The following is a 16,663-nucleotide window of genomic DNA, read 5'->3' on the forward strand; positions in this document are numbered from 1 at the left end:
TCCAACAAGCGGGTGTTCCACGGGACATCCCCAGTTTCTGATGCAGCGCAGCAGAATCCAGTCAGTACCCCGCCTCAGTACTCCGAACGGCGCGCCGGATACCACAGGCCGCGGATGGCCGAGCCCAGCCATGCTGCAGCGGCGCACAGCAAAACCCCGAACAGGATGGTCAACAGCCAGACCACCCAGCCGTCCGTCACACCAAACCCCATCATGCCCGCCAACACGGAAGACGCCTCGCCGACCGAAACCGTCCGCGCCTGCCACAGCAGCGGAAGCACCCAGCCGAGCCCACCGGTCAGCACGGACAGCACGATTTTCGTGCCAGCGCCGCGCCAACCCAGTCCGATGACGCCGCCCACCACCGCCGTCGCCCACCAGGCTCCAACGTGATTCGTGATCCACATCACCGCCACCCCGACCACAACGGCCGCCAGCCCGGCCCACGTACGAGATGAAACCATCGTCATCGCTCTCCTCCGCCAAAGGGTTCACCCGCATCGACGACACCTGCTGCGGCGCCGTGCGGAGACCATCGTCCGTTCCCCCCTGCCCGTGTCACTGCAGGGTCCACGTCACATGCCCAGGTGCACCGGCAGCAACCTGCGCCGACAACATTGGCGCGTACTGGCCATTCCACCACGGCTGAATGAAGTTCTCATACCACGGCGACATGGGGTTTTCACTCTGTCCGCCCGGGTAAATGCCGAGTGCCTCACCGTCCCCCCAGTCCATGATGAACCGCCAGCTTGGACCGGCTGTCGAAAGGAAGCCGTCGCTGGAATCGGCCGCATCGACCGTCCAATTGTCGCCGCCGCTCGGGCGCGGCCCGTAGGCAAGGGACGGAATCTGTGACACTGCCTCGAACGCCCGGTCATGCAGGCTGCCCCATTGCCAGTTGGCAACATTTGTGCCTAGCTTTGTCGAAAGCTGCTGCACCGCCTCGGAGAACGCCTGCTGCATTACGACGGGCGCCGTCCGTTTGGCCCCGCCCGGGGCCGTGAACGTCGAATTCGTCGGGTCGTGCAGGGTCCACGCCTCGAGATCCTCGTCGAGCGCCGCCTGGTTTGGCCCGATGGCCAGCGACGGGTCGCTCGCGACGGGCACCTTGTCCGCCTTCCACCAGGGCCCGAAGGTGTCCTGCAGGTACTGCGTCCAGAACGTCCACCAAATCGAAGCGGCGGTGGAATTGACGTCCATCTGGTCGTTCCACTTGGACAGCGCTGTTTCGGCAGCCTGTTCGGGCAGAGTCAACTTTGCCCCTTGCAGCGAAGACAGGAGTTTCGGCACAATCTCCGTCGCCAGGTAGTCGGTGGTGCTGTTCTGCAGGTGTTCCATGTCCTGCACCGTCAAATTGCTGCCCTGGCTGAGCACTTTGTAAATTTCATCTGCCCGGTACCCGTTGTCAAAGAAGTCCATCGTAGTCCCGATGTAGTACGGGTAACTCGGCCCCACTTCGCGCTGGTTCGCGGAAAACACGATATGGCTGGACGGGTCGTAGGACTGCGGGACATCTTTGTACGCAATGGTGCCAATCACGTCGGACTGCCCGGTGCCTGGCAGCGGCAGCCACGGGTCACCCTGCTTGACGATTGGGTAGTAGCCGGCAGAAATCAAGCCGATGTTGCCTTTGTCATCGGCGTAAACGAAGTTCTGCGATGGCGCGTGCCAATTCTTCAGCGCCGACTTGAACTGTGCAAAGTTACTGGCATGCACCACGTTCAAGAGCACGTCGAGGTCTGGACTGGGTAGGGCGCCCATCCAGTCCACCGCGAGCGTTTGGCCTTCCTGGGTCATGATGGGACCGTGTACAGTCAACTGAACGGTGAGGGGAACGGATGGACAACCCTTCACAGGGATGTCGTACTGAACCGACTTCATGGGGCGCCAGGCCCCGTTCCAGAAGTATTGATTCGGATGCGCCTTGTCGGTTTTTTCCTGATAAAACAGCGTCGCCTGGTTTTGCACGTTGGTTTCGCTCCAGCTGATGTGCTGGTTGTGACCAATCAAAATGATGGGCACACCGGGAATGCTGACTCCGCTGAAGTGTGTGTCCGGAGTGTCGCCCGCGACCTGGTACCAAATGGCAGGCAACGTCTGCTGCAGGTGAGGGTCCCCCGCCATCAGCGGCTTGCCGCTCGCCGTCTTCGTTCCGTCCACAGCCCAGTTGTTACTGTTGGAGCCTTGATGAATCGCGTCAGCAGGCAAGCTGCGCAGCCGCTGCTGCAAGCTCAGCACGGACTGGAGTTCTGCGTCGGAAACGGTTTGCAGGGATTCCATCGGTGCGGCACCGTCGCTCGTGTAAGGCCCCGGATCGTACGGGTGCTGTGCATCGGCCGGCAGCACGGGGAAAAACTGCATCGTTTGCCGGTACCCCAGCGACTTGACCAGCAGCGCGTAGTCCAGCGGCGACGTGCTGAAGTCCAGCGACTGTGTCATATCTCCCTGAATCACCAGTGAATCTACGGGCGTCCAGGTCTTCGGCTGGTAGCCTAACAGTTTAAAGAGGGCAGGCAGATTGCCGCTCTTTTCATCCTGCGCAATGCAGTCATTGACGCCTGCCGAGTACGCGAGCAGTGCGGCACGAGCGGGGTCGTTCGGCTTCATTTGCTGCCATTCCTGCTCCGCCGTGCGCTCCAGCCCCAGTTGCAGTTCGAATTCATCGCTGGAGAGGGCCTTTTTGCCGACCACCTGCGACAGCAGCCCCTCTCCTTGGCGCCGCATGAGGTCCATTTGATCTAAACGAAAGTGGGCGTGCAGATACCCCATCGCCAGGTACAGGTCGTGATCGTTTTTGGCCTCGATATGGGCCACGCCATTGCTTTCGAAAATCACCTGCACCGGCTGTTGCAGCCCGTCGATGTGGAGCGTCTGCGTGGTCGGGCGCTGCGCGTCCGAGGCCATCTGCCACACCCCGGTTCCTGGGTTAAACCCAGGACCAATGGGCGGCAGCGGTCCTGCCCCCTTCGCCCCAGCGTAGACCAGGGCCGCCGTGACAACCGCTGCAGCCAGCAGGTTGACCCCTTTCCAAGCGGGACTTCTCTTTTTCATCTGCGGTTTCCCCCGTCTCGTGTGCATGACCGAACGAATGGTCGGTCGTTTACTGTGGATTGTAGCACATGCGGCAGGTTACGGGAGCGTTTTCATCGCGTGGTGTGCGATTTGTGATAGAATTTCCATAAGAGACTGATTTCAGGGGGCTGAGTCCATGTTTCGGACCGTTCTTGACACCCCATTGTTCGCAGGTATCGTGCCGAGCGATCCGGAGTGGGTGGTGTCCAGGTTTACGGAGCGGTCTGTCCCCAAGCACCAGGTGCTGTTCTATCAGGGTGACCTGGGCACAGAAATGTACGTCATCAAGTCCGGCGTCTTTCAGATTTTCCTGCAGGAGAATGCCCACATCCTCATCATCGGGCACCAATTCCCGGGCGAAACGGTCGGGGAGTTGGAACTCATCCATGTCGACAACCAACGGGTCACCTCCGTGTCTGCCGCCGAAGACGCCGTGGTCTGGGTCATTCGCAAGGCAGACCTTGAAGATCTCCTGTCTCAGTATCCGCTCCTGCTCCGCAGAATCACACAGGTGATTGGCGAACGGCTCACCCAAGCCGATCGAAAAATATCCTACCTGGCCTTTATGGATACGCGGCTGCGTGTCGCCAATCTGCTGCTGGACCTGTATGAAAACTTCGGTGTCGAACGGGAGAACGGGTACCTCATTCAATGGAAAATCACCCAGCAGCACTTCGCCAACATGATCGGTGTCAACCGTGAATCGGCCACGCGCGCGTTGCAATCCTTTCAGGACGAAGGCGTTGTCACCCTCCGAAACCGGCAGATTACCATTACGAATCTCAGCAAGCTGCAGCGAATCGCCGCGAAGGAAGCCGGCCTGCAGCGGCGGTGGCACGCGCCCTTGAAACACCGCGTTTGAGCTCGTCACCCGATGCGCCGAAAAAACCCAAATATTCGTGATCGCGATCACAGATTTCCGCCCTGTCCTTGGCGTACAATCATACAAAAGTGAGCCACACACAGCCGCGATGTACGCGCCGTCGTCAAGTGGTGAAGGGGGACCGCTTGTGTCACCCGGGTGACACAAGTGAGAAGAAGAGAGGCCGCCGCTCGTTTCGAGGAGGCGGCCATCGTATGTCAACACGGTCCGCACGACACCGCCCGTCCAACTCGGATGGGTGGTTTTTCACGCACGGGTGGATTTCTTCTGCACGCTCGCACATCTCGACAGGTTATGCCAAATCGCGCTATGATCACGATGTTCGGCATGACGATTGACAACAGGTTTTGCATGGGCCTGGTGAATGCACCCCAGAAAGCTAACTCCGATGGCCCTGTCACCAGGAGGGACCGGCGTGCAGACATCTCGAGTTCGCAATCTACTCCCCATTAACATCTATGCCTTTTCGCTGAGTTTCCATTCATCCGCACTCCTGACCATCGTCGTTCCAGCAGCACTGCTGCAGCTCGATCCCGCCCGGCACACGCAGGATTTGTCCCGGCTCGCCGCCATCAGCGCCATCTTTGCGATGATTCTCCCGCCCATCATCGGTTCCTGGTCCGACCACGTTCGCCTGCGAGGCGGTGCTCGCCGCTCCTTTGTACTCGCGGGCGGGGTCATCAACACAATCGGGTTGGTCGGGATGTACGACACCCACTCCCTGCCTCTCTATACGGCGTTTCTGTTTCTCTCGTTACTTGGGCAAGGGGGCACACAGTCAGGCTACCAAGCCCTGTGGTCAGACGTCGTTTCCGAAGAAGACCGCGGGGCGTCCGCCGGCGTGCAGGGCGCAGCCACCTTGCTCGGCAATATCGCTGGACTTGCCAGCGCCGGCATTCTGGGCGGCCACCAGGTGGTCCTGGTGATGGCGGCAGTGATGATGTGCGGGATGCTGCTCACCGTGTGGCTGGTGCGCGAATCCACAGGCCCGAAGCCCGCGGCCGCCTCGCCGCGCCCGCGCCTGCAAATTCAAAACCGGCGGAACTTCGCAATCGTTTTCTGGTCGCAGGCATACGTCGCGTTTGGCATGACCTTGCTCATGACCTTTGTTCTGTACTTCTTCCGCGACGTGCTGCACGTCCAAAACGCCACCAGCGGCACCGCGTCGGTGGCCATTCTCGCCTTGGCGGGCGCCGTGATCTCCAGCATTCTGATGGGGCGTGTATCGGACGGCGGCAAACGGCGGACGCTGGTCGCTGCGTCCGGCCTTCCCATGGCGATCGCGGCCATCGGCTTCGCCGTGCTGCAGCGCGCGGATTTGCTGTGGCTGTTCGCACTGCTCTTCGGCCTCGGCTACGGAACGTTCCTGTCGACCGGTTGGGCACTGACGGTGGATACGCTGCCGGATCCGCAAAACGTCGCCCGCGACCTGGGCGTCTGGAACGTGGCGTCCACCTTCCCCACCGTCCTGGCGCCCATTTGCGGAGGATGGGTGCTCTCCGCTTATGTGGGCTCGCCAGCCACAGGCTACCGGGTGCTGTTTATTCTTTCGGGACTCTTTCTCGCCGCCGGCGGGGCGGTGATTCTGCGCATGAAGAGCACCGTGAAGTCTTCCATTTGGTTTGTCCCGATTCGTCTGCTGGCCGCAGCCGTGGTGTATCTGTATTTGCGCACTGCGTACACCGTCCGGGTGGAAGGCCGCCTGCCGCTGCGCAGGCCGGGTACACTGGTGGTGTCGAACCACTTACACGATCTCGATGGGATGGTCATTCCCGCGTGGCTTACCCTGCAGGGCCCGTGGCGCCATCCGGTTCGCTACGCAGCATCCCCCCGGCTGTTTGAGCCGGGCTTTATGGCGATGCGCTTCCCACTGCTGCAGCGATTGCTCTATCGCTTGAACATGGGGGCGTTTTTCCGCGCGATTGGCACCCTTCCGATTGAAAACCAGCCCCTCAAACGCCCCTTGGCCAGCTTTGGCTACGCGGTGCAAAAGGCGTATGGCAACCTTCCACTTGCGGACGTATTTCAGCCTGAAACCTTGCAGCGCGTGGGCGCAAAGACCACCGACCGGCTGAGCAGCTTGTGGAGCCAGCGCCTGGCGAAGGCAGCGCAGCGCGACGCTTCGCTGCTGGACTTGAAGGAGCCCTGCCGCACCTGGTTTCTGCACCAGCAGCGCCAATGGCTGGAGGAACAGCTGCAGGCGTTGGTGGCCGCCGTCCGAAGCGGGGATACGCTCTACATCGCACCCGAAGGGCGATACAGCCTGGACGGGCGGGTCGGCAGGTTTCGGCTCGCTTGCGACCTGCTCAGCGAGGCAAGCCCCTGCACCTATCTTGCGCTGCTCTCATACGACCCGCTGGCAAAACGCAAAACGCCCATCTACCTGCACTTCATCGCCAGCCGTCCGGGGATCCCGCTGGCGCTGCAGGTGCGGGCAGCCCGCCCCATCACGGTCGGGCACGTGCTCGCGCACTGGCTGCTCACATCCGACGCAGCCAGCTTCACCGAGTCGGATGCCATACAAGCCGTCGAATCCGCGCTTGCGCGCCTGCCGCAAGGGGCGAGCCTGGCCGTCCCGAACGCCCAGGCTCGGCACAAACTCGTCATGCAGTCGCTGCGGTACATGACCCGCCTTGGCGTGCTGCGCCGGCAAGGAGCCGATTATACACTCGGTGCCGTCAGAGTGCACGAGATGTTTCCACAGGTCGAAGATATCCTGGCTCATCAACGAAACGCGCTGCTTGACATCCTGGAGGCCTTGGATGCCCTGCAGTCCCTGGAGCCCGAGCCAGCTCCGGCGCCGCTCCAGGTACAACCCTGATGAAGCGGCATACATTTCCTGCCTTGGGGGGAGGCTACCGTGTGCCCGCAATCGTCGTGGTGGTGAACTGCACGCCAAACCGTCGATGCGGGCAGCAGTCGTAAGGATTGGGGTTCTTTTCCGTGAACAAGCGGCCCATCAAACCGCTGCTGCGACGGCGGCAGGTCCATGCCAGTCTTCCAACCGAAGTACAAACAGAAGCACAGGCGGAGGCTCGTTCCGACATCCGTCCCGCCGGTTCCGGCAACGCATCATCGGACGCTGGTACGAGCCGTCAACCGCCCGCTGACCCGCTTCCGCTGTACCGCGACGTGAGCGCCAATGAAGCCGTTTTGCGCGCGGTATTCCACAATTGTACAGATGTCGTCTTTCGAACGGTCTGGGTGGATGACGTGCACAGGCTGCTTTTGGTCTACATTGACGGTGTGGTCGACCAGAAACGCCTGGAGGACGAAATTCTGCGTCCGCTCATCTACGAGTTTGTCCCGGCCTATCCCCTGATGACTAGCCTGCACCACGCCATTCGTGCACAGCTGCTCCCCATCGCTCAAACGAGCACCGTGTCGTCCATCCACGAGGTGGTGGACAACATTGTCAAGTGCAACTCGGTCATCCTGTCGGATGGTGAGGACGTGGCCCTGGTCCTCGGCAACAAGTCGTGGACCGGGCGAGGGGTGGAAGAGCCGGCGGCGGAGACGGTGGTACGCGGGCCGCGCGAAGGGTTTACGGAGACCCTGCGGGTCAACACCAGCTTGATTCGGCGCCGGATCCGCAACCCGAAGCTGAAAATGGAAGCGCTGGTACTTGGCACGGTGACCTATACTGATGTCGTCATCGCGTACATCGAAGGGGTCGCCCGGGAAGATATTCTCAACGAACTGCGCACCCGACTGGGTCGCATTGAAATCGATTCTGTCCTCGAATCAGGCTATGTGGAAGGGATGATTCAGGACAATCCGTTCTCTCCCTTTCCACAAATCCAGAACACCGAACGACCAGACGTCGTTGCGGCGGCGCTGCTCGACGGCCGCATCGCGATTCTGGTCGACGGCACGCCCTTTGTGCTGCTCCTGCCCATGACTTTTTGGATGTCGCTCGAAGCCTCGGAGGACTACTACGAGCGGTTCTTGTACGCCAACGCCATTCGGGTTGTGCGGATGATTTTCCTGCTCATGTCCTTGTTCTTTCCGTCTCTCTACGTCGCAGTCACGACGTTTCACCCGCAGATGCTGCCCACGCAGCTGCTGCTGACCTTTGCGTCTGCCCGCGAGCCGAGTCCGCTGCCGGCGGTGGTCGAAGCGCTCATTATGGAGTTCACCTTCGAGGGACTGCGAGAAGCGGGTGTGCGTCTGCCCCGGGCGGTCGGTTCCGCAATCAGCATCGTGGGCGCGCTGGTCATTGGCCAAGCCGCTGTCCAGGCAGGGATTGTATCGGCGCCGATTGTCATCGTCGTTGCATCGACCGGAATTGCCTCCTTTGCCATCCCGCGCTACAGCTTTAGCATTCCGTTTCGAATGCTCCGCTTTCCATTATTGATATTGGCCGGAACATTGGGCTTTTACGGAATCGCAGTCGGGCTGATTGCCATCATGATTCACGTGGTGTCCCTGCGGTCGTTTGGCGTGCCTTACTTTTCGCCGATTGCCCCGTTCAACGCCCGCTCCGCCAAAAACCTGGTCGTTCGGCCCCCGATTTGGACCATGCACAGGCGCTCAGACAAGCTGACCGGCGGCAAATCCAAACGGATGCCCAAAGGCCAAGGCCCCCGCAAACCAAGGGAGCGTGTCGAGTGAACAGGCGCTGTTTACGTTTCATTCTGCTGCTGCTCATTCCCATGCTGGCGACCGGCTGCTGGGACCGAACGGAACTGAGCGATCTCGCCTTCAAGATGGGCCTCGCGATGGACAAGGCGTCCGACGGTCAGTACATTGCGACGGCGCAAATTGCGGTGCCGTCCCAGCTCGCAGGGAACCCTTCCGGAATGGGCGGAGGCGGGCAGGACAAAGGCTATTACGTTGTGTCGGGAGTGGGCCAGGACACACGCGACGCCATTTTGGACATGCAAAACAAGCTGTCGCGGCGCGTGCATGCGGGGCAGCGGCGGGCGATTTTCGTCGGAGAGCGCCTCGCAAAGGAAGGGATGAACACGATTCTGGATGCCAACACGCGCGACCCAGAGACCCGTCTGCGCACCGATTTGTTCATTGTGAAAGGCGGAGAAGGGCGCGACATCCTCAATATCTACTATCCATTCGAACGTGTGCCCGTGATGGGGACCACGAAAATGCACCGCGTCATTGGGGGTACGGCAGATACAGAGTTCAGAGATTTCCTGATGGACGTGTTCGATGATTCCACCGCCCCCACGCTGCCGGTGATTGAGGAATACCAGGACGCGGAACAACAAAGCGGCGCCTTTCGGTTCGGCGGGCGCGCCATCTTCAACAAGCAAGAGCGGCTGATTGGTTATCTGAATCCTGACGAGGGAGCGTATCGCTCCTGGATTCGGGGAAAACTCAGATACTACGTGGTCACCGTTCCAGTTCCTGGACCGGAGGGGCAAAGCCAGGAAGACAACCAAATTACGCAGCACATCAGTGTGAATCTGACGCACCTGAAACGGCGCGTTCGGACCGTCGTTCAGGACCATCAGGTGACGATTGATGTCTCGTTGACGGCACACGGTGACGTACGTGAAAACACAAGCGCGCTGGACCTCGGAAAGCCTGAGAATCTCGCGCAGACGGAAAGCCTTTTAAATCAATATGTGAATGCGCAGGTGCAAGGACTGGTGGAAAAGTGTCAGCAGCAGTATGACGCCGATATATTCGCGTTCGGGACAGCCGTCCACCGCCAACATCCGGTCGCGTGGAAACAAATGAAAGGTCAGTGGCCAGAGGAATTCCCGAAGGCCCGTGTGATTGTGCGCGCCAACATCAAAATCAAGCGCATTGGGCTGGTGACGTCCATGATTGACACAAACGAGGTGTCCGCACAGTGAATATCAAAGTGTCCGTTTGGCAGCTCATTTGCCTCGTCTTCTCGTTTCAAATTGGCCTGTCTCTGCTCCTGTCCTTGACGCCAGCCGTCCAGTTCGCCAAACAAGATGCGTGGATTTCCGTCGTCCTCGCAGCCCTTGGAACCATCGCGATGACGTTCGTCTGTTATCAGGTCAGTGCGATGTACCCCGACAAAACCATTGTCCAGTTCAGCCAGCTCATTCTTGGCAAGTGGCTCGGGAAATTCATCATGATTCCCTACTTTGTCATGTGGTTTGCTGTCTCCGGCATGGTGATGCGCCAGTTCTCGGACTTTGTCCACGTCACCATGTTCACCTACACCCCGCTGTGGGCACTCATCATCCCATTCGTTCTGCTCGGCGCCTACGCGATCTACAAGGGCGGATACGAAGTGCTGGCGAGATGCAGTGAAATCATCGGTCCCCTGGTCGTCGTCGTTTTTTTCACCGCGGTGATTTTGGATGTGCCGAATATGGACCCGAGCAATCTACTGCCCATCTACACCGACACCGGATGGTTGAACATCCTGAAAGGGAGCTTGCCGGTTCTCTCTTTCTTCGGTGAACTCGTGCTGATGTTAATGACCCTCCCCTTGCTGCAAGAACCAAAAAGCGCCTTCTGGGCCATTTCCACAGCCGGTGGTGTCACCGCCCTGCTCGTGCTCATCGCTGTGCTGGTGGAAATTATGACATTTGGTCCAAACCTGACGGCCCGCATGCTGTTCCCGACGTTTGAAATCGCCCGCTACATTTCGGTGATGGAATTCGTCCAGAACCTGGACGTCATTGTGGTGCTGGTGTGGTTCCTCACCTACTTCGTCAAACTGGCGTCGTATTTTTTCTTTCTCTGTTTTGGCATTACCCAGTGGCTGAATTTGAAAGATTGGCGAAGCCCCATCTACGTGGTCGCACCGCTCACAACCATCGTCGCGATGTTGCCCGCCAGTTTTACGACCGCCACCGTCAGCTTTCTGAACCAATTTTGGATTCCCCTCGTGCTGCCCATCAACATGATCGGGATCCCCCTGGGGTTGTGGATCATCGCCATCATCCGGAAAAGGAGTGTCCAACATGCACATCAAGAAGAACATCTTGGATGATGCAAAGTTCAGCGGATTTCACGTCCGGCTCACGATTTATTCGTCGGGCGGACCATTTTTGGATGGGTACATCCTCAGCATCATCGCCATCGCGTTCATTCAAATCACACCACAATTGCACCTGAACACAACCTGGAGCGGCCTGATTGGCGCTTCCGCGCTGATTGGCATCTTCATCGGGGGCTTCATGGGGTACTTCACGGACAAATTCGGCCGACAGTTGATGTACACCCTTGACTTTATCCTGTTGATTGTGGCGTCGATTTTACAGTTTTTCGTACAGACTGGCTGGGAACTGTTTCTCATTCGTCTGATTCTCGGCATCTCGGTCGGCGCCGACTACCCCATCGCCACCTCCCTGCTGGCGGAGTTTTCACCGAAGAAACAGCGCGGCGCGATGCTGGGCGTGACGCTGGTCGCCTATTACATTGGATCGACGGTCGCTTACATCGTCGGGCAGCTGATGCTCCGAATCGGCCCGGATGCCTGGCGCTGGATTCTCGCCAGCAGTGCGGTTCCTGCCATCATTTTGGTGCTGCTTCGAATGGGCACCCCCGAATCCCCGCGCTGGCTGCTGCAAAAGGGTCGGCAAGCGGAAGCCGAACAGGTGTTGAAACAAGTCTACGGCCCGAGCGCCTCGCTCGACGATCTCGCCGTGCCCGGCACGCCCAGCGGCCAGACGAGTTATTTTCGGCTCTTTGGACCTGGCTACCTGAAACGAACCCTGTATGTTGGTCTGTTTTACATGGCCGCGGTGGCCCCCCTCTTCGCCATGTTGACCTTTGGACCGCAGATGCTTGCGTCCTATCACCTGTTTCAAGGTGCAGCAGGCTACGGGGCGGCCATCATCAGTGCGCTCTTTCTCGTCGGGTGTATTCCCGCGCTGTTCCTGGTGAACCGGATGGGGCGACGTTTGATGATCATCGTCTCGTTCGCCGGCATGACGGTCGGCGTTCTCCTCCTCGGGCTGTTTCCGCGCGGTCCGCTCGCCCTCATCCTGCTTGGGTTTGTCGTGTATGCGATGTTTTCGGGCGGGCCCAACGTCATGGAGTGGCTGGCGCCCAATGAACTGTTTCCCACGGAGGTTCGCGGGACCGCCGTCGGCATCACCACGTGCATCAGCCGGTTTGGGGCTGTCTTCGGTACATACCTGTTTCCGTGGGGGCTGTCGCGGTTTGGCATCGGCCCCACCATGCTGGTCGCCGCTGCCGTGACCTTTGGCGGATTCATCGTGTGTGTCCTGCTGGCGCCGGAAACGACGAACAAATCGCTCTACGCAGCCAGCCGGCCGAGCCGGCCGGGCAGGCGCAATAAAAATCCGGCGCCGTAATGGCTCCGGATTGGCCCTTCCTTCACTTCGTTTCGCGTGCGGGCGGAGCCATGAACTCTGGACCGACCGGGTCGGTGATGACCGTTTGCAGGATGTCATCGATTCGCTGCAGGTCTGCCGCGCTGAGGTGCCACCCAAACACACCCCGGACGGGATCAAGCTGACTGGGGCGGCGAGCCCCCCACAGCGCAGTCGAAACCCCGGGCTGGTCGAGCACCCAGCGTACGGCGAGCTCTGTCACGGACTTTCCATAACCGCCGGCAATCTCCGACAGCCGCTGCACGGCCCGTAAATACTGTTCATAGCGCGGCGGCTGAAATTTCGGGTCCGTCTGGCGTAAATCATCACCGCTGAAGGTCGTCTCAAGCGACATTTTGCCCGTCAGCAACCCTCGACAGAGGCTTCCATAGGCGAGCACCGCGACGCCGTTGTCCCTGCAGAATGGCAGTACGTCGGCTTCAATGCCGCGCTCGAACAAATTGTACGGCGGCTGGTCTGTGTCAAGCGGCGCCACACGCAGCCATGCCTGCATTTGTTCCGGAGAAAAGTTGCTGACGCCGATGGCGCGGATTTTCCCTTCGTCGCGCAGTTGAACCAGCACCTCTGCCACTTCTTCCACCGGAACCAGCGGATCCGGCCAATGCACCTGGTACACGTCAATGTACTCGGTGCAAAGCCGCCGGAGCGAGTTTTCCAGGTCCCTGCGAATGAAGCTGCTCGACGTGTTGCGCCGCACTTCGCCGTTCGGAAGCACTTCGATGCCTGTCTTCGTCGCGATCACGACCTCGTCCCGCCGGCCATATGCAGCAAGCGCCTTCCCAACCAGCTCCTCGGATCGGCCGTTTCCATAAGCCGGCGCTGTGTCGATCAGATTGATGCCCATGTCGAGTGCGGCCAGGATGGTCTGAACGGAATCCTGCTCGTCGGTCCCGCCCCACTTCCATCCGCCGATTGCCCACGTCCCCAATCCAACTCGACTGACCTGGATGCCGGATGCACCTAAGGTTGTATGCTCCATGAGTCACAAACCTCCTTCATCGAAACGATATTTTATCATTCGTACCGAAAAGCATGAAACAATGCACCTCATGGGTCCGTCTAATCATCGTGACACGCAATCGTAATTCCCCGGGTTTCGTCCAAGGTCGCACGCCGCGCGCATCGAAATTGCTTGCAACAACACCATAGAGTGGAGTGACACACGTGCCTGAACCAGGAAAAGGTCGTGGGCGGTATATGGGGGGATTGGACGGGCTGCGAGCATTCGCTGTGCTGGCCGTTGTCGCCTATCACCTCAACCTCAGCTTTGCACCCGGGGGACTCCTCGGTGTCGGCGTGTTTTTCGTTTTGTCCGGTTACTTAATCACCGACCTCTTACGGAATGAGTGGGACACCCATGGGCGCATTCGCTTGAAGGATTTTTGGGTGCGGCGCGCGCGAAGGCTGCTGCCCGCCCTGCTCCTCATGCTGCTAGTCGTTGTGAGCTTCGTCACGCTGTTTGACCGCTCGCAGCTCGCCACGCTGCGCGGGGACCTCATCGCCTCGCTGCTGTATGTCAGCAACTGGTGGTTGATCTTTCATAAAGTGTCCTACTTTGCGAGTTTCGGACCGCCCTCTCCCCTGGGGCATCTCTGGTCGCTGGCGGTAGAAGAACAATTCTATTTGATTTGGCCGCTGCTGCTGGGCTTTGGCATACGATTCTTGCCCAACCGAATGTGGCTTGTCACGCTGACGCTCACAGCGGCCGCGGTCTCTTCACTCGCCATGGCGGTGATCTATCAGCCAGGCACTGACCCCAGTCGTGTTTATTACGGCACAGATACGCGTGCATTCGCCCTGTTGGTGGGCGCCGCACTCGCGTTGGCGTGGCCCAGTCGGCAGCTATCCGCCGAGATTTCCCGAATCAAGCTGCACATCCTCGACATCCTGGGCGGAACAGGCGTCCTGGTCATGCTGTACATGATGTTGCAGACCAACGAGTATGAGGAATTTCTCTACCGAGGCGGCCTGCTGCTGCTCTCCATCGTGACCGCCGTCGTCGTCGCTGCGCTTGCCCACCCGGCCAGCAAACTGGGCAAACTGTTCAACCTTAAGCCCCTTCGTTGGCTTGGCGTGCGTTCCTACGGCATCTACCTGTGGCACTATCCGGTGATTGTGTTAACCACCCCCACCCTGGCAGGCAGCCATGTCAACGCGCTGCGCGCCGCCTTGCAGGTCCTGGCGAGCATTGCGCTTGCAGCATTGTCTTGGCGGTTTGTGGAGGAACCCATCCGCCGCGGCAACGCACGGCAGCGCGCGCATTACAGACGTCTCGCGCGCAAGGCCAGCCGCAGATGGGTGGATACAACCTGGCTGCCCCCTGTCACAGCTGCCTTGGCGGTCGTGGTCTGCGTCAGCATGGTCGAACTCGTGCCGACAGCGCATGCGGACGCCGTAGCGACCACCGTAACCGCCATCGGCCCTGACCACACAACCGGCCCTGACCACACAACCGGCCCTGACCACACAACCGGCCCTGACCACACAACCGGCCCTGACCACGCGGTTGCTCCTGACCAAACACGGGCAAGGCAGAACCAACGTCCCCCCGATTCGACCAGCCGACCGGGGGTAAACTCGGCCGGCGGAACGTCGGGATCCCAGACGAAATCGTCCCGGCGGCCCATTTCCAATCCCGTGAAGACGGCTGGGACAAACCCTCCGTCCAAAGCGGCCGCTTCCCCAACGCCACAATCAGGCGTTGGCATCACGGCGATTGGCGATTCGGTGATGATTGACGCTGCGCCGTACTTGGAGAAACTGCTGCCCGGCATCATCGTAGATGCGCAGATTGGCCGACAGGCAAACCAAGCGCCCGGTGTGATTGCCGAGTTGAAATCAAAGGGAGACCTGGGCAGCCGTGTGATCGTTGAGCTGGGGACCAATGGCCCTTTTACCAAGGAGCAACTCGTGTCCCTGCTCCAATCTCTGGGGCCGGTCAAACAAATCATTCTCGTCAACACCCGCGTGCCCCGCCCTTGGGAAAGCGATGTGAACCACACGCTGGCGCAGGTTGCAGCCGCGTATCCACACACGACGCTGGTCGACTGGTATGCAGCCAGCGCGGAGCACTCGTCTTACTTTTACCCGGACGGTGTCCACTTGAACCCAACCGGCGCCAAGTTCTACGCCTCCCTGCTCGCCAAGGCCGTCGACACGCCCTCGTCCGGCGGCGTCAACTGAGTTTTTGCGCCGCGTCCAGCGGTGCCTGCTTCCGCGCAGTCGCGGCAAGCTGCACGACAATCATCGCGAGGACAATGACAATCATCGCCGCCACGGCTGACGCGAATCTGTGGGTCGCATCATAAATCCAGCCGAGCAGGATAGGTCCCAAGGCACTGATGACATACCCGACCGACTGCGCCTTCGCAGACCACGCGGCTGCCTCATGGTGGTCACCCGTCGCGTCAATGGGCAGCAGCAGATTCAGAGAGAACAAGCCGCCAGCGCCAATCCCAATCAACGCGCTGGCCAGCCAGGGCAAGAGATTGAACACCAGGCACAAGAGGCCCGCCAGTTCAAACAAGGATTCCGTCACGAGCCACACGCGTCGAGAAGGGAAGCGTTTGAGCACCATCGGCAGCACCAGACTGACGGGAATCTGAATCGCAACGAACACGGTTAACGCGTTCGCGGCATAGGCCTTCGAGTACCCCATCCCTTGGATAATCTGCGGCAGCCAGGCCGTGAACGAGTAAAATAAGATGCCCATGAGCCCAAAGGACACGGTAATCAGCCACGCGCGCCCGTTTCCCCAGGGCAGTTTGACAGCCCTGCCCGCGGGAGCAGCCGTGTCCCGCTTCCGCATTTGAACATTGACAAACGCCCACCAGAGGATGGCCGCAACAAAGGCAATCGCTGCCCAAAAAGCAAGGGACGCCTGCCAGGCGTGAAACGTTTGCTGCAGCGGGATGGAAAACGAGGTGCTGACGGCAGCCCCGAGCGTGAGCGCGACGGTGTACACGGCAATCATCGGAGGGACGTGTTTGGGGAAATGCAGCTTGATAAACCCCGGGAGCAGCGGACCAATGAACGCAATCCCAGCGCCAGCAATCAACGCGGTCACGAGCAGTACCCCTGCCGAATGCGTGAAGAGGCGAAGGGCGGTTCCCACCCCGATGACCAGCAGCGACGCGCCAATCACCCGTTCAATCCCCCACTTACCACTCGCCTTTGCGGCAATCGGCGAAAACACGCCCATGCAAAGCACAGGGATGGACGTGAGCAAACTCGCCGCCGCAGCACTCATCCCCAAATCCGAGCGGATGCTGCCCAAAAGCGGCGCCACCGAGTTAATCGCCAGTCGCAAATTCAGCGCTGCGATAAACAGCGCCATCCCCATCAGAAACACGTTTTTCTGCAATTTTAGGCGCTCCCCTCCAGCAGACCCACATGACTA

11 protein-coding genes are annotated in these 16,663 nt (G+C 59.8%); 7 read left to right on the forward strand and 4 right to left on the reverse strand.

What is annotated here, in order from left to right; translation table 11 throughout:
• Positions 1-74 precede the first annotated feature (74 nt).
• The gene (locus JI721_RS03770; RefSeq protein WP_274456750.1) at positions 75-470 is read right to left on the reverse strand and encodes a hypothetical protein; all 396 of its coding nucleotides are present in this window, start codon (positions 468-470) and stop codon (positions 75-77) included.
• Positions 471-558: 88 nt separating this feature from the next.
• Positions 559-3,051, reverse strand: coding sequence for a penicillin acylase family protein (locus JI721_RS03775; protein WP_274456751.1), 2,493 nt, complete (start codon positions 3,049-3,051; stop codon positions 559-561).
• A 157-nt stretch (positions 3,052-3,208) separates the two neighbouring features.
• Between JI721_RS03775 and JI721_RS03780 the strand changes: the two genes are divergently transcribed.
• The 6 genes from JI721_RS03780 (at position 3,209) to JI721_RS03805 (ending at position 12,225) form a co-directional block, all read left to right on the forward strand.
• The gene (locus JI721_RS03780; RefSeq protein WP_274456752.1) at positions 3,209-3,934 is read left to right on the forward strand and encodes a Crp/Fnr family transcriptional regulator; all 726 of its coding nucleotides are present in this window, start codon (positions 3,209-3,211) and stop codon (positions 3,932-3,934) included.
• A gap of 436 nt (positions 3,935-4,370) precedes the next feature.
• Complete coding sequence (locus JI721_RS03785; protein WP_274456753.1) at positions 4,371-6,776, forward strand: MFS transporter; 2,406 nt, start codon at positions 4,371-4,373, stop codon at positions 6,774-6,776.
• A gap of 107 nt (positions 6,777-6,883) precedes the next feature.
• Entirely contained in the window at positions 6,884-8,569 is a 1,686-nt protein-coding gene (locus JI721_RS03790) for a spore germination protein (protein WP_274456754.1), read from the forward strand.
• The gene (locus JI721_RS03795) at positions 8,566-9,777 is read left to right on the forward strand and encodes a Ger(x)C family spore germination protein (protein WP_274456755.1); all 1,212 of its coding nucleotides are present in this window, start codon (positions 8,566-8,568) and stop codon (positions 9,775-9,777) included. Before JI721_RS03790 ends, JI721_RS03795 begins: the two co-directional genes overlap by 4 nt.
• A complete protein-coding gene (locus JI721_RS03800) occupies positions 9,774-10,895 on the forward strand; it encodes a GerAB/ArcD/ProY family transporter (RefSeq protein WP_274456756.1) in 1,122 nt (373 codons plus the stop codon). The genes JI721_RS03795 and JI721_RS03800 overlap by 4 nt, the downstream gene beginning before the upstream one ends.
• Entirely contained in the window at positions 10,867-12,225 is a 1,359-nt protein-coding gene (locus JI721_RS03805; RefSeq protein WP_274456758.1) for an MFS transporter, read from the forward strand. The genes JI721_RS03800 and JI721_RS03805 overlap by 29 nt, the downstream gene beginning before the upstream one ends.
• Before the next feature lie 22 nt (positions 12,226-12,247).
• Here JI721_RS03805 and JI721_RS03810 read toward each other — a convergent pair whose 3' ends face one another.
• A complete protein-coding gene (locus tag JI721_RS03810) occupies positions 12,248-13,243 on the reverse strand; it encodes an aldo/keto reductase (protein ID WP_274456759.1) in 996 nt (331 codons plus the stop codon).
• A 185-nt stretch (positions 13,244-13,428) separates the two neighbouring features.
• On the opposite strand from JI721_RS03810, the gene JI721_RS03815 reads away from it, so the two are divergent.
• The gene (locus JI721_RS03815) at positions 13,429-15,447 is read left to right on the forward strand and encodes an acyltransferase family protein (RefSeq protein ID WP_274456760.1); all 2,019 of its coding nucleotides are present in this window, start codon (positions 13,429-13,431) and stop codon (positions 15,445-15,447) included.
• Here JI721_RS03815 and JI721_RS03820 read toward each other — a convergent pair.
• A complete protein-coding gene (locus JI721_RS03820) occupies positions 15,440-16,627 on the reverse strand; it encodes an MFS transporter (protein ID WP_274456761.1) in 1,188 nt (395 codons plus the stop codon). The genes JI721_RS03815 and JI721_RS03820 overlap by 8 nt on opposite strands.
• Positions 16,628-16,663: the final 36 nt, after the last annotated feature.

Origin of the sequence: Alicyclobacillus cycloheptanicus (assembly GCF_028751525.1) — a bacterium.
GTDB lineage: Bacteria > Bacillota > Bacilli > Alicyclobacillales > Alicyclobacillaceae > Alicyclobacillus_L > Alicyclobacillus_L cycloheptanicus.